This is a genomic window from Oharaeibacter diazotrophicus (assembly GCF_004362745.1).
In the GTDB taxonomy this organism is placed as follows: domain Bacteria; phylum Pseudomonadota; class Alphaproteobacteria; order Rhizobiales; family Pleomorphomonadaceae; genus Oharaeibacter; species Oharaeibacter diazotrophicus.
Genome location: NZ_SNXY01000006.1, coordinates 1,654,623 through 1,676,208 on the forward strand (window position 1 = coordinate 1,654,623; position 21,586 = coordinate 1,676,208).

The following is a 21,586-nucleotide window of genomic DNA, read 5'->3' on the forward strand; positions in this document are numbered from 1 at the left end:
CACGGATCCCAAGGCGAATCCGCACGGGGCGGACCATCCGGCCCGCGCGGGTTCCGACGAGCCTGCCGAGGGCCCCTTGCCGGCGCCTTAAGCCGGCGTCGGACCGAGCATTCTGCGAACATGGTTAATGCGGGTTAACCCTGCGGAAATCCGGTTGCGTATCAACCGAAACTGCAATCCTCGTCTGCAGGGGCGACCGCGATCCGGGCACGACCGCGAGCGATCCGGCCGGCGGCCGTCCGGACGCGAAAAATGCAGGATGGTCAAGGATTTGTCCGATGTTCCGATGGCCACCCGGCGCCGCCGGTCCCGCCGTGGCCGTGCCAACTCGGCACGGGTCGTGCGACCCGCGGGTTCGCGGCCGGTTTCGGCGACGGCCTCGGTGCCGGCGCTCGCGAGCCCGACCACGGACCCCGCATCTTCTGCGAAGAGGGTTAAGCGGCTGTTAAGAAGCCGGGCCGGAACCCGCCTGTTTCTTGTCCGGAAAGGCCCTTTGTGCCATTACCACGGGTGGGCGCCACAGTTTTTCGGGTCGTGGCGGACGGACACGGCGTCCGTTCCGCCCCGATCCAGAAGTGCCCCTTTCCGCGGCGGAGGCCACGACGCGGGAAGGCGGCGAAGCGGACGCCCCGCGTCGGTCCGACGTCGGGGATGCGGCCGGTTCGTAAGTCAGTACGGACGCGAGGGGACCATGGCGAAGAACACCACGGTGAAGGATCCGGCGGAAGCGGCCCTCTCGGCCGTCGAGGAGGCGCTGAAGATCGACTTCGGCAACCTCGATCCCGCCCCGGGATCCACCGACGCCGACCTGTTCGGCGACACCCCCGCACCCGCTCCGGAGCCCGCCAAGCCCGCCGCCGCGGCGGCGCCGGCCGCCGCGCCCGAACCGGCCCCGGAGCCGGCCGAGGCGGCGCGGCCCGCGATCGCCCGCCCGCGCGCGCCGGCCAACGACGACCGCCGCTCGGTCTCAACCGTGCTCTACCAGCTGCAGCGCCGTCCCTCGAAGGCCCCCTTCGTGGTCGCCTTCGTCGCCTCGGCGGTCTGGGCCGCCGCCGGCGCCTGGATCGGCTCGCGCAGCCTCGCCGCGCCCGCCGGCGTCCAGGACGTCTCGGCCTTCCTCGCCCGTCCGGACACGCTGATGCTGGCCGGCGCCGTGGTGGCGCCGATCCTGTTCTTCTGGGCCTTCGCGGTGATGGTCTGGCGGGCGCAGGACATGCGCATCGCCGCCCGTTCTCTGACCGAGGTCGCCGTCCGTCTCGCCGAGCCGGAGCAGGTCGCCAAGGAGAACGTCGTCACGGTCGGCCAGGCGATCCGCCGCGAAGTCGCCGCGATGGGCGACGGCATCGAGCGCGCCCTCGCCCGCGCCAGCGAACTCGAGGTGCTGGTCCACAACGAGGTCGCCTCGCTGGAGCGCTCCTACACCGAGAACGAGATCCGCATCCGCAGCCTGATCGAGGAGCTGGTCACGCAGCGCGAGGCGGTCGTAACCAACGCCGAGCGCGTGCGCACCACCATCGCCGGCGCCCACCAGGGCCTCGCCGAGGAGCTGCGCAGCGCCGGCGAGGACCTGACCGGCCGCATCGAGGACACCGGCCGCTCGGTCACCCGCACGCTCGGCGACAAGGCCGAGGAGCTGACCCGTCTGTTCGACACCTCGGGTGCGACGCTGGCCGACCTCGTCGCCAAGCGCGGCGAGGACTACGTCGCCCGCCTCGAGACCACCGGCCGCGAGGTCTCCGAGCGCCTGACCACCGACACTGCCGCGTTCAACACCCGCCTCTCCGAGGCCGGCCGCAGCATCACCGACACCCTCGCCGTCCAGAGCGCCAGCCTGCTCGCCTCCCTGGCCGAGCAGCGCGAGACCTTCACCGCCAAGCTCGACGAGACCGGCACCGGCGTCGCCGCCGCCGTCACCGCCAAGGTCGACGCGCTCACCGGCACCCTCTCCCGCGAGGGCGAGCGGCTGACCTCGGCGGTCGCCGCGCAGACCACCGCCCTCGACGACATCCTCGGCACCCGCTCGCGCGAGATGGCGACCACGCTCGAGGCCCGCGCCGCCGAGCTGTCGTCGACCATCGCGGGCCAGACCGGCGACCTCGCCTTCACCCTCGCCCAGCGCACCGAGGAGTTGATCGAGACCCTCGGCGCCCGCACCGGCGAGATCGACGCGATCCTGAACACCCGAACGGTCGAGCTGACCGCCGGCCTCGCCGCCCGCGTCGGCGAACTCGACGGCGCGCTGTCGAGCCGCAGCGCCGAGATCGCGGCCGCCGTCACCGCCGGCACCTCCGGCCTCGCCGAGACTCTGGCCGCCCGCACCGCGGAGATCACCGCCGCGGTCGCTGCCGGCACCCGCGCGCTCGACGACGGCGTCGCGGCCCGGACCGCCGAGTTCACCGCCACCCTCGGGACCCGCACGGGCGAGATCGTCGGCGCCATCGCCGCCGGCACCGAGGCGCTCGACGCCGGCGTCGCCGCCCGCACCGCCGCCTTCACCGCGGCCCTCGAGGCCCGCACCGGCGAGATCGTCGGCGCCATCGCAACCGGCACCGAGACGCTCGAGACCAACGTCGCCACCCGCGTCCGCGCGCTGGAATCGACCCTCGCGACGCAGACCGAGGCCCTCGGCGCCACCCTCGACCGTCGTGCCGCTGCGCTCGACGCCGCCCTCGCCGACCGCGCCGCGGCCCTCGACGGCACGGTGTCGGCCCGCACCGAGGCGCTGGTCTCGACGATCACCGGCCTCACCGGCGAGCTCGCCGGCACCCTCGCCGAGCGCGCCGGCGTCCTCGAGGACACGCTCGCCGGCGGCAGCGCCGCCCTCGCCGGCGCCCTCGAGACCCGCACCCGCGAACTCGGCGAGGACCTCGCCGGCCGCGCCCTCTCGATCGAGCGCCTGCTCACCGACCAGACCAACGCGATCGTGGTGTCCTTCGATACCCGCGCCGCCGTGCTCGAGCAGGCCCTCGACACCCGCACCCGCGAGATGGACGAGACGCTGGCGCGCACCGCCGGTCAGGTCGAGACCGCCATCGTCGAGCGCACCCGCGGCGCCATCGAGATGCTGGAGCACACCGGCACCCGCTTCGCCGACGACATCGCCACCCGCGCCGCCGAACTGACCGCGGCGGTCGACCGCTCCGGCGCCGACGTCGGCGCCGCCATCGCCACCCGGGTCGACGAGATCGCCGGCGCCCTGCGCTCGACCGGCGAGTCGGTCCTGCTCGACCTCGCCATCCGCAGCGGCGAGATCACCGACCGTCTCGACGAGACCGGCACCCGCATCACCGACGAGATCGCCACCCGCGGCACCGACCTCGTCAACCGCCTGACCCGCACCGGCGAGGACGTCCATCAGGCGATCTCCGTCGGCGGCGGCAGCCTCGCCGACCGCCTGTCCGAGACCGGCGGCGACATCGCCCGTCTGCTCGACGACCGCACCGGCGAGATCCGCCGCATCGTCGACGGCGCCACCCGCACGGTCGAGACGGTGCTGTCGGTCGGCGGCGGCGACTTCACCGAGCGCCTCGCCACCATCGGCGGCGAGATCGCCCGCGCGATCGGCGCCCGCGGCGAGCGCCTCGCCGAGAGCCTGACCGTCACCGGCAACCGCATCGCCGGCCTGCTGGACGACCGCTCCGACAGCCTGACCACCAGCTTCGAGGCGCGCATCGCCGCCCTCGACGAGATCGTCAACGGCCGCGCCAAGGCGCTGGTCGACAGCCTGCTCGACCGCACCACCGAGATCGACGGCACGCTCGAGGGCCGCATCCGCGCCATCGAGGAGGCGCTCGCCGCCCGCACCGCCGCCATCCAGGCTGCCCTCGGCACCGGCACCGCCGCGATCGAGGCCGCCCTCGCCGGCCGCGTCGACGGCCTCGCCGGCCTCATCGACCAGCGCGTCGCCGCCCTCGGCAGTACCATCGACGGCCGCTCGGCCGCCTTCGTCGGCGCCCTCGACGAGCGCACCGGCGCCTTCGTCGGCACCCTCGACAGCCGCACCGGCGCGATCGTCGAATCCTTCGACGACCGCACCAAGTCGATCCTGTCCTCGATCGAGAACCGCGCGGAGATCCTCTCGACCGCCCTCGCCGGCCAGCTCGAGACCTTCGACCGCACCGTCGGCACCCGCCTCGACGACGCCGCGACCAGCATCGCCGCCAAGGCGGACACGCTGAGCGAGACGCTCGACAAGCGCACCATGATGATCGACCAGGCGCTCGACACCCGCGCCCGTCAGATCACCGAGACCCTGGTCGCCCGCACCCGCGACCTCGCCCAGGCGTTCTCCTCGGGCCAGTCCGAGATGGCCGAGGCCATCGAGGGCCGCCTCGAGGTCGTCGCCAAGTCGTTGCAGCGGAAGACCGAGGAGTTCACCGAGACGCTCGCCGACAAGGTCGCCGAGATCAACGTCTCGCTGGGCGCCAAGGTGTTCGAGGTCGCCGAGACGCTCGACAACCGCTCCGCCGACCTGCAGCGCTCGCTGTCCGAGCGGCTCGGCACCATCGTCGGCACCCTCACCGGCGAGACCGAGACGGCGCGCGAGACCCTCGCCCGCGCGATCCTCGACGCGGTCGACATCCTGGAGCGCGAGAGCGCCCGGGCCCGCGAGGAGATGGTCGGCGCCCTCGCCGGCGCGACCGAGAAGCTCGGCTCCGAATCCGAGCGCGCCCGCGCCCTGGTCGACGGCGCGCTGCGCGACGTCTCCGAGCGCATCGCGGCCGAGGCCGGCCGCGTCCGCGACGTCATGACCGCGTCCGCCGACCTCGTCGCCGGCCGCCTCGACAGCGAGACCGCCCGCAGCCGCGACACGCTCGCCGCCGCGGTCGAGGCCCTCGCCGGCAAGCTGGTCGACGAGACCGGCCGCGCCCGCGAGATCCTCTCGACCATGCTCGACGGCGTCGGCGACAAGCTCGGCTCCGAGAGCGAGCGCGTCCGCGGCCTCGTGGTCGGGGCGATCGACGCCGCCGCCGCCCGCCTCGCCGAGGAGTCGCAGCGCACCGCCGTCGTGCTCGCCGCCACCGCCGAGGAGGCCGCTTCCCGCCTCGCCGCCGAGCGCGGCGATCTCCAGGGCGCCTTCGTCGCCACGCTCGACGCCACCACCGACCGGCTCGCCGCCGAGCGCGTCCGCACTCGCGACGCCCTCGCCGAGGCCGCCGACGAGACCGCCGCGCGTCTCGCCGCCGAGCGCGACCTCACCCGCGCCGCCCTCGCGGCCGCCACGGACGAGACCGCCCGCCGCCTCGCCGACGAGCGCGAGCGCACCCACGCCGCCCTCGCCGCGACGGTCGACGAAACCGCCGAGCGCCTCGGTGCCGAGCGCCTGCGTACCCACGAGGCGCTCACGGCCAGCGTCGACGAGACCGCCGACCGGCTCGCCGCCGAGCGGGACCGCACCCGCGACATCCTCGCCGGCGCGGTCGAGGACACCGCGGCCCGCCTCGCCGCCGAACGCGACCGCACCCGCGTCGCGCTGGTCGCGGCCATCGACGAGACCGCCGACCGTCTGGCCGGCGAGCGCGAGCGCAACCGCGAGGCGCTGATCGACGGCGCCGACGGCTTCGCCGCGGCGATCGCCGCCGAGCGCGACCGCACTCGTGCCCTCTTGACGGAGCTCGCGACTTCGATCTCCTCCGCCCTCACCGGCGAGAGCGAGAAGGCCCGCGCGATCGTGGAGGCCACCGTCGCCGACGTCGCCGGCCGCCTCGGCGGCGAGAGCGAGCGCGTCCGCGCCACCGTGGTCGGCACCGTGGAGGAAGTCAGCGGCCGCCTGATCGCCGAGAGCGAGAAGGCCCGCGCCGCGCTGGTCGCCTCGCTCGACGAGGCCACCGACCGCCTGTCCGGCGAGAGCGCCCGCGTCCGCTCCAACATCATCGGCGCCGCCGAGGACATCACCTGGAGGCTGTCGACCGAGAGCGAGAAGCAGGCGAGCCAGCTCGAGAGCGCCATCGACGCCGCGACCCGGCGGATCCAGGAGGCCTCGACGCTGCTCGAGTCCGCCCTGCTCGACCGCACCGCGAAGGCCGCCGACGAGCTCGACGTCCGCTCCGAGCGCCTCGCCGCCCTGCTCACCGCCCGCCTGTCCGAGCTCGGCGAGCTCATCGACGGCCGCGGCGGCGAACTCGCCCGCTCGTTCCTCTCCGGCACGCGCAGCCTGACCGACATCGTCGACAACCGCGGCGACGAGATCGCCGCCAAGGTCCGCGGTGCCGCCAACGACGTGCTGGCCGCACTCGCCGACGGTGGCGAGGGCGTCAGCCGGGCGATCGCCGAGCGTGGTCAGGAGACCTCGCGCACCCTCGCCGCGACCTCGCGCACTCTCCTGTCGACCCTCGACGAGCAGGGTCGTTCGGTGGTCGCCGCGCTGGACAGCACCAACGCCCGCGTCAAGGACGACGTTTCCTCGATCCTCGACCAGCTCGACCGCTCCAACCGCGCGCTCCAGACCATCCTGGAGCAGGCCGGCGGCAGCCTGTCGCGCATCGAGCGCAGCCTCGCCCAGCAGACCGGCGACTTCCGCTCGGTGATCGACCGCGTGGTCGACGACACCGCGGAATCGACCCGCGCGATCGCCGACAACGTCGGCACGCTGAAGTCGGTCTCCACCGACGTGCTCGGCGAGATCGCCCGCATCGCCGCCCGCTTCGGCGAGCAGACCCAGGCGGTGCAGACCGCGGGCTCGGCGCTCGCCGCCGCGGCCGGCGGCTTCGAGGGCGTCGTCGACGAGCGCCGCGGCGCGCTCGAGCGGATCGCCGCCACCCTCGCCGACAAGAGCGGCAAGGTGGAGGACGCCATGCGCGGCTTCTCCGCCCTGATCAAGGACACCCTCGACACCGCCGAGCGCCGCGCCCGCGACGTCGGCATGCTGCTCGCCCGCAGCGCCGAGACGGCGGCGACCTCGGTCACCGAGCAGATCCAGTCGCTCGGCGTCACCGCGGAGCTCGAGGGCGAGAAGACCAAGGAGGCCGTCGAGCGGCTGCGCGAGCGGCTGGTCGCCGAGATCGACGCCTCGATCGGCGGCGCGGTCGACCGCTTCGCCGAGACCGCCGAGGAGATGCGCAAGGCGACCCGCGCCGTCAGCCGCGAACTCGAGGAGATCCGCGAGGAGATCGGCCGCGGCGTGCTCGACCTGCCGCAGGAGACCAGCCAGCACGCCGCCGCGATGCGTCGCGTCGTCAGCGAGCAGATCAAGGCGCTGAACGAGCTCGGCGAGATCGCCGCCCGCCACGCGGCGTCGAGCGAGGCTTCGGGCAGTCGCGGCCGCCCGTCCGCCTCGTCCGGCGGCACAGCGGTGCTGGAGGCCCCGCGCCCTGCCCCGCGTCCGCAGGCCCCCGCCGCGCCCGAGCGGGCGCCGGTCGAGCGGCCCGCCGCCGTCGAGCGTGCCCCGGTCGAGCGTCCGCAGGCCGAGCGGCCCTCGATCGAGCCCTACGCCTTCCCGGCCGAACCGCGCCGTGCCGAGCCGCAGCGCCCGGCCGAGGGTGGCCGCGAGCGCGGCTGGATCGCCGATCTCCTGCGCCGCGTCGCCGCCGACGAGGGTCGCGAGCAGGAGGCCCCGGCCCGGGGCGGCGAGCCGCGTCCGGTCGAGCCGCCGCGCAACGCCGGCCACACCATCGAGAGCCTGAACTCGCTCTCGGTCGACATCGCGCGGGCGATCGACAACGAGGCCTTCGTCGACCTCTGGAACCGCTACCGTCGCGGCGAGACCCACGTCTTCACCCGCCGGCTCTACACCCTCCAGGGCCAGCAGACGTTCGACGAGATCCGTCGCAAGTACCAGCGCGACGGCGAGTTCCGCGCCGCGGTGGACCGCTACATCGACCACTTCCGGGCGCTCTACGACGACGCCGTCCGCAAGGATCCCGAGGGCGCCCTCGCGCTCGGCTACCTCAACTCCGACACCGGCAAGGTCTACACCATGCTGGCGCACGCGAGCGGCAAGCTGGGCTGACGCCGACGGGCGGGCGACCGCCCTCCCGCGAGACGACCGAAGGGGCGCGGATCCGAGGGATCCGCGCCCCTTTTCCGTGTCGTGGACCCTGCGTCGACCGGCCCCGACGCCTCCGTCGACGGCGCGCGCGGCAGGGCGTGGACGGGGTGACGCCCGCCCGTGGTCGGCGGCGGGAAGCGGGTCGTCACATGGCTCCCGGTGGGCGGGACGTTGGAGACCTTGGCGAGCTGCGTATGGTCTGCTCCGCGGGCTCGGAAATGTTTCCGATACTCCCTAGGACCACTGCATCGGCGAGAAGCCGTTTGCGTATACACCATAGATGAATGCGTAAAATTCACGTTCCCTCAAAAATTCGTCACTAACAATGTGAGAACATATTAAGAACATACAGCTTTATTGTCTGACTAGTTGGGATCGTAAGGGGAACAATAGGGAAAGTATCCCATGAATAGCCAAGGTGTTTCCAAATCTTCTAATACACCGCAAGATGCCTTGATTAAATTGCAATTCATCGACAATAACCACCGATGCGCGAGTCCACGTCAGACAGTTGCGAAGAGGATCCCCGGGCCGAAGAGCGGTCGCCGCGCGGCCGGGCACGTCGAGGGCGGCGCGGCGTGGCGGGAACGATCGCTGCAACCGCTGGCACGAGGCAGTCGCGGGCGGAGGGTGATCCGGGCGGGCTTCCCCTCGCACGAAGTCCGGTAGGCCTTCCGACGCAAGTCGATCGCCCCGCTGCCGGCCGCGGGCCGGCCGACCGGGCCGGGCATCGGCGGCCGGACGGACGGCGCGACTTGCCGAGCCCGCGTCCGGCCGGGCCGAGGCGGATGAACCGGAACCGCACACGAGGTCCCGGCAGCCCGGGCCCCAGCCGGACGGGCGTCATGACGATCTCGTAAAGTCCCGACTCTTCGGGACTTTACGAGACTTCGGCCATCCGGCCCGCGCCCGGTCGGGCGCCTCTCGCCCGCAAAGCTCCGACCAAAGGTCGGAACTTTGCGGGCTCGGTCTCAGATCAGGCCGGCGGTCCAGACCACCACGTCGGTGAGCGCGCGGTCGGCGGCGGCGTCGAGCGCCCGCACCACGGCGTCGGCGGCGTCGCTGCCCGCGGGCACGACGGCGTCGAACACCTTGGTCGCCTTGACCTTGCCGGTGCGGTCGTCGAGCAGCTTGACGCCGAGCGCGACGTGGGCGGAGCGGCCCTGCGAGACGTCGAGCTCGAAGGCGCGGATGTCGACGATGACCTGATAGTCGATCGCGAGGCTCTCGCCGGGCCGGCCGACCTTCGCCCGCCCGGAATTCTCGAAGGCGCGCACCAGCTTGGTCTGCACCAGCGAGGGCAGTTCGTCGCTCCAGGTCGCGCCCGGATAATAGGACAGCTTGCCGACCGGCTCGCGCACCACGATGCGGGCCGAGCCGAGCGCGTCGATCGCGGTCGGCAGCGGCACCAGCAGTTGCCGGGCGGTGCCGGTCCTCAGGCCGGCGAAGTCGGTCGGCGCCGAGATGTCGTAGATCGCCGGCGGCTTGGCGCCGCCGAGGCTGGCGCAGCCCGCGAGCGCGAGCGCCAGGGCGAAGGCCGGGGCGAGCCGGCGGGCGATGGACGGGGCGGGACGGCGGTCGGACACGTCGGTACCTCTCGTCAGCGGCGGCGCGGGGCGTATTCGGGCACGCCCTCGCCGCCGAAGATGAACTGCTGGGGATTGCGCTCGATGCCCGACAGCACGCGGTCGAGCCGCTGCAGGGCGCGGCGGCCGTCCTCGGCGAGCTGGGTGTAGCTGCCGAGGCCGCGATCGGTGAACTTGGCGACGTTGTCGGTGATCGGCCCGATCCGCGCGTTCAGCGTCTCGGCCACCGATCGGATCGAGGCCAGCGTGTCGGTCGCCTGCTTGATCAGGCCCTGGCCGTCGCCCTCGACGTAGCCGTCGACCTTGCGCAGGATGCCGTCGGTGCGCGTCGCGATGCCGTTCAGCTGGGCGACGAGGTTGCGCGCGTCGGTGATCGCGATGTCGACGTCGCGGTTGCGCGCGTCCACCGTCTCGCCGAGCCGCTTCAGGCTGCCGGTCGCCGAGCGGACGTCGGCGAGGATGCCGTCGATCTCCGGCTCGTAGCCGGACAGGCTGGCGGCGAAGCCGGAGACGTCGTCGACCGTCGAGCGCACCTTGGCCGGATCGACCGCGCCGACCACCTCGCCGACCTTGCCGAGCGTCGACTGCGCCGACGAGATCACGCCGGTGATCGTGCCCGAGGCGTCGGCGATGTTGCGCGTCGCGGTGCCGACGTCGTCGACGATCTTCTGCACCTTCTCGCTGTCGACCGAAGCGAGCAGCCGGTCGGCCTTGTCGGCGGCGGCCGAGACGCGCTGGACGCCCTGGTCGAGGTTGGTCACCAGCCGGTCGACCGCCTGCGGGTCGACCGCCGCGACGACGTCGCGGGCCCGCTGGATCGTTTCGTTCAGGCCGCGCGAGGCCTCGGCGAGGCCGTCCATCACGCCGTTGACCTTGGCCGGGTCGATGCCGCCGACCACTTCCTCGGCGCGCGCCAGCAGCTTGTCGAGCCGTTCGGACGAGCGGTTGACCTCCTCGACGATCGCCGCGACCCGCGCCGGATCGACCGCGTTCAGGATCTCCTCGGCGCGCTTGGCGGTGCCCTTCAGGTCGTCGGCGATGCCGCCGATGGCATTGCCGGCGTCGGCGATGCCGGCGAGGGCGTCGTCGATCGCACCGGCGTTGTCGGCGAGCGCCTTGGAGAAGGTCTCGACGTTGTTGACGGTGCGGTTGAAGGCCGGGCCGTTCTCCTTGATGAAGTCGTCGATCGCCTCCATTGCGCTGTCGGCGCGGTTGAGCACGTTCTTGGCGCTCTCGAGGATGTCCTGGAACGGCGAGACCTCGGCCTGGATGGTCGGGATGCCGCCGCCCTTGACCGATTCCAGCAGCATCGGCGCGTTGCGCGAGCCGCCCTCGAGCTGGAGGTTGGCGACGCCGGTCAGGCCCTGGTAGGACAGCACCGCCCGGGTGTCGACGCGGATCGGCTTGGTCCGGTCGACCCGGATCATCGCCACCACCGTGTTCGGGTCCTTCTCGTCGAGCGAGAGGTCGGCGACCTCGCCGATCTTGATGCCGTTGAACAGCACCGCCGACCCGGTGTTGAGGCCGGTGACCGCGCCGGCGAAGACGACGCGGATCTCCGCCTGCTGGGCGCGCTGGCCGGCGTTGGTCAGCCAATAGAGGAAGCCGAGCCCCGTCATCAGCGCGACGAGGATGAACAGGCCGATCGCGGCATAGTTGGCACGTGTCTCCATGACGCTTCCTACCCGATCTTCAGCCGTTCGGCGCGGGGGCCGTTGAAATAGGCGTTCACCCACGGGTGATCGACGCGCTTCAGTTCCGCGAAGGTGCCGTCGACGAGGACCTTGCGGTTGCCGAGCACGGCGATGCGGTCGGTGATCTCGACCAAGCTGTCGAGGTCGTGGGTGACCATGAACACGGTGAGCCCGAGCGTCGCCCTGAGCTCCAGGATCAGCCGGTCGAAGTCGGCCGCACCGATCGGGTCGAGGCCGGCGGTCGGCTCGTCGAGGAACACGATCTCGGGGTCGAGCGCGAGGGCGCGGGCGAGCGAGGCGCGCTTGATCATGCCGCCGGAGAGCTCGGCCGGATACTTGTCGGCGGCGTCGGCGGGCAGGCCGACCAGTTCGATCTTCAGCCGGGCGAAGTCGTCGACGAGTGCCGACGGCAGGTCGAGGTGTTCGCGGATCGGCACGCCGACGTTCTGCGCCACCGTCAGCGAGGAGAACAGCGCGCCCTGCTGGAATAGCACGCCCCAGCGCTGCCCGATGGCGCTGCGCTCGGCGGCGCTCGCCGTGCCGAGGTCGCGGCCGAACACCTCGACGGTGCCGGCGCGGCGGCGGTTGAGGCCGATGATGGTGCGCAGGAGCACCGACTTGCCGGTGCCCGAGCCGCCGACCACGCCGAGGATCTCGCCGCGGCGGACGTCGAGGTCGAGGTTCTCGAGGATCAGCTTGTCGCCGAAACCGACGGTGAGGCCGCGGGCGCGGATCACCGCCTCGCGGTCGTCGCCGCCGTCGGCAGCAGGGCCGGGGGCCGGGAGCGCCACGTCGCTCATATGCCGAGCGCCGCGAAGAACATGGCGAAGACGCCGTCCATGACGATCACCATGAAGATCGCCTTCACCACCGACGACGTCGTGTGGCTGCCGAGCGATTCGGCCGAACCCTGCACCTTCATGCCCTCGACGCAGGCCATCAGCCCGACCACCAGCGCCATGAACGGCGCCTTGACGATGCCGATCATGAAATAGGTCGGCGTCATCGCCTGCTGCAGGCGCTGGAAGAAGGTGTCGCTCGGAATGCCGATGTAGAAGGTCACCACCACCCACGCCCCCGCCAGCGAGGCGAGGTCGGCGACCAGCGTCAGGATCGGCAGCGCCACCACCAGCGCCAAGAGCCGCGGCACCACCAGCACGTCGACCGGCGAGACGCCGAGCACGGTCAGCGCGTCGATCTCCTCGCGCATCTTCATCGAGCCGATCTCGGCCGTGAAGGCCGAGCCGGAGCGGCCCGCCACCATGATCGCGGTCAGGAGCACGCCGATCTCGCGGCAGACCAGGATGCCGACGAGGTCGACGACGAAGAGTTCGGCGCCGTAGGTGCGGAAGTAGAAGCCGCCCTGCTGGGCGATGATCATGCCGATCAGGAAGCTCATCAGCGCCACGATCGGCACCGCCTGCAGCGCGGTGCGGTCGAGATGGTTGACGAAAGCCGGCCAGCGCATCCGCCGGCGCCACGTCAGCATCGCGAAGCTCGCCACCGCGAACTCGCCGAGGGTGTCGAGCACGCGCACGCCGTCGGCGACGATCTCGGCGGCCTGCCGGCCGACCCGGGCCAGGAATCCGACGACGAAATTGCCCGGTTTCGCCGGCGCCGGCTCGGAGAGCCCGGTCTTCTCGACCGCCGCGATCAGCGTCCGCGCGTTGTCGGAGAAGCCGTCGAGCGTCACCGCCCGCCCCGCCGCGGCGACGCGCCGGCGCGCCTGCTCGACCAGGAAGGCGCCGGCGGTGTCGATCCGGTCGATGCCGGAGCCGTCGATGACGACGCGCCCGTCGCCGGGCAGCGCCGATTCGAGCGCGCGCGCCGCCGCCGCCGCGGCGTCGATCGTCCAGCGGCCCTCGAGGCGGACGAGCGTGCCGGCGCCGCCGGCCTCGGCCGTCGCCGCCGCCGTTCCGCTCGCCGCCGCGGTCCCCACGCTGTCACTCGTCATCGACCGTCCGCTTTCTCGCGGCCTTGCGGGCCGCCCCGTTCGCCAAGTACCCTCGGACGGCGTGATTTTCGACCGCCTGCCGCGCCGCGGCAACGCATCGGCCCGCCGCTGCGTCGCTTTCGGCCGAGCCGTTGCGCAAACGCTTCAGGTCGGAACGCGGTTCCGGAGTTGTACCGAGGATGCAGATCGAGCGCCCGTATCTCCTCTTCCTCGGCGACGTCCCGGACGCGCTCGCCGCCAAGACCGCCGCCGGCATCGTCGACTGGCGCCGCGACTGGTGCGTCGGCCAGATGCGCCTTCCCGGCTGCAACGCCGACACCGGCCTCCCCGACATGACCGTCGCCGAAGCGGTGGCCGCCGGCGCCCGCACTTTCGTCGTCGGCGCCGTCAACGCCGGCGGCATCCTGCCGCGCCACTGGGTCGCCTCGATCGTCGCCGCCATCGAGGCCGGCATGGACGTCGCCAGCGGCCTGCACATGCGCCTCGGCGACGACCCCGACATCCGCGCCGCCGCCGAGGCCCACGGCCGCCGGCTGTTCGACGTCCGCCATTCCGGCGAGCGATTCGCCACCGGCAAGGGCGTGAAGCGGCCCGGCCGGCGCATCCTCACCGTCGGCACCGACTGCTCGGTCGGCAAGAAGTACACCGCCCTCGCCCTCGAGGCCGAGATGCGCGCCCGCGGCCTCGACGCCGATTTCCGCGCCACCGGCCAGACCGGCGTGTTCATCTCCGGCCGCGGCGTCGCCATCGACGCGGTCGTCGCCGACTTCATCGCCGGCGCCGCCGAATGGCTGACGCCCGCCGCCGATCCCGCCCATTGGGACGTGGTCGAGGGCCAGGGCTCGTTGTTCCACCCCTCCTTCGCCGGCGTCACCCTCGGGCTCCTGCACGGCGCCCAACCGGACGCGTTCGTGGTCTGCCACGAGCCGACCCGGCGGACGATGCGCGGCGTCGCCCATCCGCTGCCGACCATCGCCGAGGTGATCGACCTCACCGTCGCCTGTGGCCGGCTCACCAACCCGGCGATCCGCTGCGTCGGCATCGCGGTCAACACCGCCGCCCTCGCCGAGGCCGACGCCCGCGCCGCACTCGACGCCCTCGCGGCCGAATACGCCCTGCCGGCGGTCGATCCGGTACGCTTCGGCGTCGGGCCGATCGTCGAGCGCCTGGTTGCGGAGTTCCCGTCGTGAGGCGGCTCGACGTCACGGTCGAGCGCTTCCCGATCCGCGGCGCCTTCACCATCGCCCGCGGCTCGAAGACCGAATCGGTCGTCGTGCTCGCCACCCTCGCCGAAGCCGGCGCCGTCGGGCGCGGCGAATGCGTGCCATACGCCCGCTACGGCGAGAGCGTCGAGGGTGTCGTCGCCGAGATCGAGCGCCACCGCCAGGCGATCGAGGGCGGCGTCGACCGCGCGACGCTCGCCCGGCTGATGCCGGCCGGCGCGGCCCGCAATGCCGTCGACTGCGCCCTCCTCGACCTCGAGGCCAAGCGCACCGGCACCCCCGCCGCGCACCTCCTGGGCCTCTCGTCGCCCGGCCCGGTGACGACGGCCTACACGCTCTCGCTCGCCGAGCCCGAGGCCATGCGCGCGGCCGCGGCCGCGGCGGCCGATCGGCCGCTGCTCAAGATCAAGCTCGGCGGCGCCGGCGACGTCGAGCGCCTACGCGCCGTCCGGGCCGGCGCCCCGGCGAGCCGGCTGATCGTCGACGCCAACGAGGGCTGGTCGCCGGAGAGCTTCCCCGCGATGATGGCCGCCTGCGTCGAGGCCGGGGTCTCGCTGATCGAGCAGCCGCTGCCCGCCGGCGCCGACGACGCCCTCGCCGGCATGGCCCGGCCGGTGCCCGTCTGCGCCGACGAGAGTGCCCACACCAGCGCCGACGTACCGCGGCTCGCCCGGCTCTACGACGCCGTCAACGTCAAGCTCGACAAGACCGGCGGGATCACCGAGGCGGTGGCGATGGTGCACGCGGCCGAGGCCGCCGGGCTCGCCGTCATGGTCGGCTGCATGCTGGCGACCTCGCTCGCCATGGCGCCGGCGCTGCTGATCGCCGGCCGCGCCCGCTGGGTCGACCTCGACGGTCCGCTGCTCCTCGCCCGCGACCGCGCACCCGGCCTCGTCTACGACGGCTCCACCGTGCTGCCGCCCTCCCCCGACCTCTGGGGCTGAGGCTCACGCCGCCGCCGGCGTGCCGCCGAGACGGCCGATCCGCGTGCGCGCCAGCACCAGGATCACCACGCCGGCGCCGGCGAAGGCGGACATGCCGAGGAAGCCGTCGTCGCCGAAGCGCTCCCACAGCCGGCCGGCCACCGCCGTCGCCGCGGCCATGCCGACGCCGACCGCGGTGCCGTAGAGCCCCTGCGCCGAGGCCGCGCGTTCCTCCGGCACCATTTCGCGGATGAAGCGCATGGTGCCGTAGTGGCCGAGCGCGAAGGTGCCGGCGTGGAGGAGTTGCGCCGCCGCGGTGGTCGCCGCGTCGGTGTCGATCGTGAAGAGCGCCCAGCGCAGCACCCCGACGAGCCCGCAGCCGACCAGCAGCATCACCGGCGACACGCGGGCCGGGATGCGGTGCGCCAGCGCGAACAGCACGATCTCGGCGACGACCCCGATCGCCCAGAAGGCGCCGATCAGGTCGTCGCCGAAGCCGCGCTGGCGCCAGGTCAGCGTGGCGAAGCCGTAGAGGCCGGCGTGGCTCGCCTGCATCAGCGCGCCGGCGACCAGCACCGCGACGAAGGCCGGCCGGCGCACGATGCCGGCCGCCGCCGCCGTCGCCGGCTTCGGGAGCGGTCCGGGCGGCGGCAGGACGGCGGTGGCGGCGAGCGCGATCGCGAAGCCCGCGAGCATCAGGAGATAGACCGCGTCGGCACCGCCGCGGTGCAGCACGGCGCCGCCGGCGAGATTGCCCAGGATGAAGCTCGCCGACCCCCACAGCCGCATCCGCCCGTAGACGCCGGCGCCGCGCCGTTCCAGCGACAGCGCCACCGCGTCGGCGAGCGGGCCGATGCAGAACAGCAGCACCAGCACCGCCGTCGCGGTACCGATCACGGCGAGCCGTCCGGCGAGCGGCAGGAAGGCGAGGCCGAGCGCGAGCACGAGGCCGCAGACGGCCGCGACGACGCGGCGGCGGTCGCCCGCCCGGTCGGCGAGCCGGGTCACCAGCGGCAGCGAGACGAGGCGCAGCAGATACGGCAAGCCGAGCACCAGGGCGACGTCGCCGGCCGAGAGCCCCCGCGCGGTCAGCACGACGGGGAAGAACGGGATCACCACGCCGTTGACGAAAAAGGCGGCGGCGAAGAAGGCCGACATCGCCGCGGAGGGCTTCGGCCGGCAGACGGCGATGGACACGGCAGGGGCTCGTTATACACTGATCGATAAGAATCATCCGCGATCATCGCGGACGAATCAGCGGCCGTTGGGGGGCGTGCGGTGATCGATCGATCGACGTCCCGCGGCGGGTGCGTGTCGGCAGCGACTAACACGTTACGGGCGTCGAGACCATGAGCGACCTGCCGGTTCCGGCCCCGCTGCGCGAAGCCGACTACCAGGCCATCGAAGCCGCCGTCATGGAGACGGAGAAGGGCCGCTGGTTCCTGGCCGAATACGCCCGGCGCAACCGCAACGCCGACACCGCCCAGGTGCTCGACGCCGTCGCCGGCCTGAAGCGCATCCTGAAGCGCGAGCGCCGCCCCGACGCCGACCGCATCCGCCTCGACATCGCCGAGATGAAGGACGCGATCGAGCGCACCAAGCTCGAGATCGCCCAGATCAAGCTCGACGGCAGCGAGGGCAGCCGCTTCGACCGCGCCTCGAACGAGCTCGACGCCATCGTCGAGCAGACCGAGGCGGCCACCGGCGACATCCTGTCGGCGGCCGAGAAGATCCAGGAGATCGCCTGGACCATGCGCGAGGCCGGCGTCGAGGAGGCCGTCTGCGCCGAGGTCGAGACGCTGACGACCACGATCTACATGGCCTGCTCGTTCCAGGACCTGACCGGCCAGCGGACGCAGAAGGTGGTGCACGTGCTGCGCTACCTCGAGCACCGCATCGACAGCATGATCTCGATCTGGGGCATGGACGAGTCGGAGGTGCAGAAGACCTCCGAGGCCCAGCCCGACCACGGCCCGGTGCTCGACACCCGCCCCGATGCCCATCTGCTCAACGGCCCGCAGCTCGCCGGCCAGGGCATGGACCAGAACCGCGTCGACGACCTGATGTTCGACGGTCCGGCGGCGCCGGCCGCCGTCGCCGACGAGGCCCCCGCGGCCGAGATCGACTTCGCGCTGGTCGAGGGCCCGGCCCCCGCCGACGAGGACGTCGCCTTCGAGAAAGTCGACGCCACCACCGCGGACGAGCCGCTCGCCGCCGACGACGTCGACTACGACGACGTCGTCTGGGCACCGGTCGAAGCGGAGGCGGACACCGTCGAAGTCGCGGCTCCCGAGGAAACCGGGTCCTTCGCCGAGAAACCCGAGGCCTCCGAGGAATCGGCCGACGAGGATCCCGAGGCCGTCGCCGCCATGGCGCGCGCCGCCGAAGCGATGGAAGAGGCGATCGGCACCCTGAAGGATGTCGCCGCCGCCGCGACCGGCCGCCGCCCGGAGCCCGCGCCGGCCTCCGACGATCCCTTCGAGCGCATGACCAAGGCCGAGCGTCAGGCCCACTTCACCTGAAGCGCAGCCCGGCGAACCGGCTTCCGGCCGCGCGTCGAGAGCGCTAGTTTCGTCCGATGAATCGTTCCCGCCTCACCGGCGCCCCGGTCGTCGAGACCGAACGGCTGCGCCTGCGCCCCCACCGCGCGTCCGACCACACCGCCATGCAGGCGGTCTGGTCCGATCCGGTCGTCGTCCGCCACGTCGGCGGCCAGCCCTCGACCCCGGAGGAGACCTGGGGCCGGCTGCTGCGCTACGCCGGGCTCTGGCACCTGCTCGGCTACGGCTACTTCGCCGTCGAGGACCGCGCCACCGGCGCCTATGTCGGCGACGTCGGCATCGCCGACTTCAACCGCGCGATCGACCCGCCGCTCGGCGACACCCCGGAGGCCGGCTGGGTGCTCGGCGCCGGCTGGCACGGCCGCGGCTACGGCGCCGAGGCGGTCGGGGCCCTGCTCGGCTGGGCCGACGGCGCGCTCGGCCGCGGCCTCGCCTGCATCGTCGAGCCGGAGAACGAGGCCTCGCTGCGGATCGCCCGCCGCCACGGCTTCGTCGACACCGGAACGACCGCCTACAAGGGTGCGACCGTGGCGGTGCTCAGGCGTCCGGCGCCGTGAGCGCGAGGGCGCGCGCGAGCATGGCGTCGTCGACGTTGCCGCCGGACAGCACCGCCACCACGATGCGGCCGGCGGTCTCGACCTTGCCGGAGAGCAGCGCCGCCAGCGCCACCGCCCCGCCCGGCTCGACCACCAGCTTCAACTCGCGCGCCGCGAAGGCGACGGCGGCGAGCGCCTCGTCGTCGGTGACCACGACACCCGGCGACAGCCGCCGCGTGCCGACCGAGAAGCTGATCGCGCCGGGCACGTTCGACATCAGCGCGTCGCAGACCGAGCCCCCGAGCGAGGCGTTGCGCAGCCGCTCGCCGGCGGCGAGCGAGCGGGCGTAGTCGTCGAAGCCGGCGGGCTCCACGGTGTGCACGGCCGTCTCCGGCGAGAGTTCGGCGAGCGCCGTGGCGATGCCGGCGACGAGGCCGCCGCCGGAGGTGCAGACCAGCACCGCGTCCGGCTTAAGGCCGCGCTGGGCGCAGTCCTCGGCGATCTCGAGGCCGATGGTACCCTGCCCCGCGATCACCCCGGCGTCGTCGAACGGATGCACGAAGGTGGCGCCGGTGCGCGCCGCGATGGCGTTGGCGATCGCCTCGCGGTCCTCGGTATGGCGGTCGTAGAGGACGACCTCGGCGCCGAAGCCGCGCGTGCGCCGCACCTTGGTCGCCGGCGCGTCCTTCGGCATCACGATGGTCGCGGGCATGCCGAGGATCCGCGCCGCCTCGGCGACGCCCTGGGCGTGGTTGCCGGAGGAGCAGGCGACGACGCCGGCGGCGCGCGCCTCCGGCGGGATCATCGACAGCCGGTTGAACGCGCCGCGGAACTTGAACGAGCCGGTGCGCTGCAGGTTCTCGCACTTCACGAAGGCGAGCCCCCCGGATGGCAGCGTCACCGGCAGGAGCGGTGTGCGCACCGCCTCTGCATGGATGCGGTCGGCGGCGGCCCGGACGTCGGCGAAGCTCGGGGCGGCGGTCATGGCGGGGATTCCCTCGGGTCCGTGATTGGAGCCGGATCGTGGTCGGCCCCGCCCCGCTTGGCAAGGCCGCGGGCCGTGGGACCCTTCTCCCCTCGCGGGAGAAGGTGCCGGCGCCAGCCGGCGGATGAGGGGGAACCACCGGCGGCGGACGATGGACTTCGGGACGGGCGACGGCCGGGAAACGCCTCGCATCCCCCTCATCCGGCCCTCCGGGCCACCTTCTCCCGCAAGGGGAGAAGGACCGTTGCCCACTCTCAGGCCGGGACCTCTTCCTCCAGTTTCTCGCCGTTCGCGATCCGCACGTTGGTGAGGAACTGGCGCGCCGCGCCCTCCCAGGAATAGCGCAGGGCGAAACGGCGGGCCTCGTCGCGCGAGACGTCGAGGGCACGGAGGCAGGCGGCGCGCAAGTCGTCGTCGAGGGCGCCGACCGGGGCCGAACCGATGATGTCGAGCGGCCCCATCACCGGATAGGCCGCCACCGGTACGCCGCAGGCGAGCGCCTCCAGGATGACGTTGCCGAAGGTGTCGGTGCGCGAGGGGAACACGAAGACGTCGGCCGAGGCGTAGGCGCGGGCGAGTTCCTCGCCGAAGCGGGCGCCGGCGAAGTGCACCTTGGGGAAGCGCCGCTCCAGGCTCTCGCGCTGCGGACCGTCGCCGACCACCACCTTGGAGCCCGGCAGGTCGAGCGCCAGGAAGGCCTCGAGGTTCTTCTCCACCGAGACGCGGCCGACGTTCATGAAGATCGGCCGCGGCAGGTCGAACACGCTCTCGGTGCGCGGGCGGGGCCGGAACAGGTCGGCGTCGATGCCGCGCGACCAGCGCATCAGCGTGTGGAAGCCGCGGGCGGTCAGGTCGCGCTCCAGCGTGTCGGTCGCCACCATGCAGCCGGCGCCGGCGTTGTGGAAGCGGCGGACCAGGGCGTAGAGCCAGGACGCGGGGATCGGCAGCCGCGCCGAGACGTATTCCGGGAAGCGGGTGTGGTAGCTGGTCGTGAAGGCCATGCCGTGGCGCATGCACCACTTGCGCGCCTTCAGGCCGAGCGGTCCCTCGGTGGCGATGTGGACGTAGGACGGCTGGCTCTTCTCGATCTCGCGCGCCACCGTGCGGTAGCCGGCGAGCGCGAGGCGGATCTCCGGATAGGTCGGGCACGGCATGGTGCGGAACAGGTCGGGCGTCACCATGGCGACCGACGCACCGAGGCGCGCGAGTTCCGCGTTGGTGTTCTCGATCGAGCGGACGACGCCGTTGACCTGCGGGTGCCAGGCGTCCGTGACGATGGTGATCCGCGTCATTCGGCGGCGGCCCGCGGTGCGGCGAGGGCCGGCAGGCCGGCGCGCTCCTCGGCGAGGCGCGTCCAGCGGATGATTTCGAGGCGGCCGTCGTGGTGCTCGGCGACCGCGGTGCAGCTCTCCACCCAGTCGCCGGTGTTGACGTAGGCGATGCCGTCGATCTCGCGCAGCGCGGCGTGGTGGATGTGTCCGCAGACGACGCCGTCGGCGCCCTGCCGCCGCGCCTCGCCGGACAGCGCCTGCTCGAAGGCGCCGATGAAGTTCACCGCGTTCTTCACCTTCAGCTTGGCCCAGGCCGACAGCGACCAGTAGGGAAAGCCGAGGAAGCGGCGGGCCTTGTTGACGGCGGTGTTGACGTTGAGCGCCGCGACGTAGGCCCAGTCGCCGAGATGGGCCAGCCACTTGGCGTGGCGCACCACCACGTCGAACTGGTCGCCGTGGATGATCAGCAGGCGCCGGCCGTCGGCGGTCTCGTGGATGCAGGTGTCGACCACGTCGACGCCGCCGAAATGGGTGCCGAGATAGCCGCGCAGGAACTCGTCGTGGTTGCCCGGCAGATAGACGATCCGCGCCCCCTTGCGGCCCTTGCGCAGCAGCTTCTGGACCACGTCGTTGTGGGCCTGGCTCCAGTACCACGACCGCCGGAGCCGCCAGCCGTCGACGATGTCGCCGACGAGGTAGATCGTCTCGGCGTCGTTGAAGCGCATGAAGTCGAGCAGCAGTTCCGCCTGGCAGCCGCGGGTGCCGAGATGGATGTCCGACAGGAACAGCGTTCGATAGTGCCGATGTTCGGCGGAGACGTCGTCGGTCATCTTCACCAACCGCTGCGGCCGGGCCGCCATCTGGGG

12 protein-coding genes and 1 pseudogene are annotated in these 21,586 nt (G+C 72.8%); 5 read left to right on the top strand and 8 right to left on the bottom strand.

Annotation, left to right across the window (positions count from 1 at the left end; genetic code table 11):
- Positions 1-691: 691 nt before the first annotated feature.
- Positions 692-7,948: an apolipoprotein A-IV repeat region-like domain-containing protein gene (locus EDD54_RS07800; RefSeq protein WP_126541606.1), complete on the top strand. Its 7,257-nt coding sequence runs from the start codon at positions 692-694 to the stop codon at positions 7,946-7,948.
- Between the two features lie 1,010 nt (positions 7,949-8,958).
- On the opposite strand, the gene EDD54_RS07805 is transcribed toward EDD54_RS07800, so the two are convergent.
- The 4 genes from EDD54_RS07805 to EDD54_RS07820 are packed head-to-tail and all read right to left on the bottom strand — an operon-like array spanning position 8,959 to position 13,221.
- A complete protein-coding gene (locus EDD54_RS07805) occupies positions 8,959-9,573 on the bottom strand; it encodes an ABC-type transport auxiliary lipoprotein family protein (protein WP_165644770.1) in 615 nt (204 codons plus the stop codon).
- A gap of 14 nt (positions 9,574-9,587) precedes the next feature.
- Positions 9,588-11,246 carry an MlaD family protein gene (locus EDD54_RS07810; protein WP_126541605.1) on the bottom strand — a complete coding sequence of 553 codons (1,659 nt, stop codon included), beginning with the start codon at positions 11,244-11,246 and terminating at the stop codon, positions 9,588-9,590.
- An 8-nt stretch (positions 11,247-11,254) separates the two neighbouring features.
- Positions 11,255-12,067 carry an ABC transporter ATP-binding protein gene (locus tag EDD54_RS07815; RefSeq protein ID WP_126541604.1) on the bottom strand — a complete coding sequence of 271 codons (813 nt, stop codon included), beginning with the start codon at positions 12,065-12,067 and terminating at the stop codon, positions 11,255-11,257.
- Positions 12,064-13,221 carry an ABC transporter permease gene (locus EDD54_RS07820; RefSeq protein ID WP_126541603.1) on the bottom strand — a complete coding sequence of 386 codons (1,158 nt, stop codon included), beginning with the start codon at positions 13,219-13,221 and terminating at the stop codon, positions 12,064-12,066. The genes EDD54_RS07815 and EDD54_RS07820 overlap by 4 nt, the downstream gene beginning before the upstream one ends.
- A gap of 179 nt (positions 13,222-13,400) precedes the next feature.
- On the opposite strand from EDD54_RS07820, the gene dgcN reads away from it, so the two are divergent.
- Positions 13,401-14,411: an N-acetyltransferase DgcN gene (gene dgcN, locus EDD54_RS23175; protein WP_126541602.1), complete on the top strand. Its 1,011-nt coding sequence runs from the start codon at positions 13,401-13,403 to the stop codon at positions 14,409-14,411.
- On the top strand, positions 14,408-15,388 hold the full coding sequence (gene dgcA, locus EDD54_RS07830; RefSeq protein ID WP_126541601.1) for an N-acetyl-D-Glu racemase DgcA: 981 nt from the start codon (positions 14,408-14,410) through the stop codon (positions 15,386-15,388). Before dgcN ends, dgcA begins: the two co-directional genes overlap by 4 nt.
- A 3-nt stretch (positions 15,389-15,391) precedes the next feature.
- Here the strand turns inward: dgcA and EDD54_RS07835 are convergent, their stop codons facing one another.
- The gene (locus tag EDD54_RS07835) at positions 15,392-16,564 is read right to left on the bottom strand and encodes an MFS transporter (RefSeq protein WP_126541600.1); all 1,173 of its coding nucleotides are present in this window, start codon (positions 16,562-16,564) and stop codon (positions 15,392-15,394) included.
- Positions 16,565-16,716: 152 nt separating this feature from the next.
- On the opposite strand from EDD54_RS07835, the gene EDD54_RS07840 reads away from it, so the two are divergent.
- Complete coding sequence (locus EDD54_RS07840) at positions 16,717-17,889, top strand: protein phosphatase CheZ (protein ID WP_126541599.1); 1,173 nt, start codon at positions 16,717-16,719, stop codon at positions 17,887-17,889.
- 56 nt (positions 17,890-17,945) lie between these two features.
- Positions 17,946-18,485: a GNAT family N-acetyltransferase gene (locus tag EDD54_RS07845; protein WP_126541598.1), complete on the top strand. Its 540-nt coding sequence runs from the start codon at positions 17,946-17,948 to the stop codon at positions 18,483-18,485.
- Here the strand turns inward: EDD54_RS07845 and EDD54_RS07850 are convergent.
- The 3 genes and pseudogenes from EDD54_RS07850 to EDD54_RS07860 all read right to left on the bottom strand — a co-directional run bounded on the left by EDD54_RS07850 (position 18,466) and on the right by EDD54_RS07860 (position 21,550).
- Positions 18,466-19,449 carry a threonine ammonia-lyase gene (locus EDD54_RS07850; RefSeq protein WP_126541597.1) on the bottom strand — a complete coding sequence of 328 codons (984 nt, stop codon included), beginning with the start codon at positions 19,447-19,449 and terminating at the stop codon, positions 18,466-18,468. The genes EDD54_RS07845 and EDD54_RS07850 overlap by 20 nt on opposite strands.
- Positions 19,450-19,733: 284 nt before the next feature.
- Positions 19,734-20,741: pseudogene (locus tag EDD54_RS07855) on the bottom strand (glycosyltransferase family 4 protein); the annotation flags it as partial.
- Complete coding sequence (locus EDD54_RS07860) at positions 20,738-21,550, bottom strand: UDP-2,3-diacylglucosamine diphosphatase (RefSeq protein ID WP_126541974.1); 813 nt, start codon at positions 21,548-21,550, stop codon at positions 20,738-20,740. The gene EDD54_RS07860 and the pseudogene EDD54_RS07855, both read right to left, overlap by 4 nt.
- Positions 21,551-21,586: the final 36 nt, after the last annotated feature.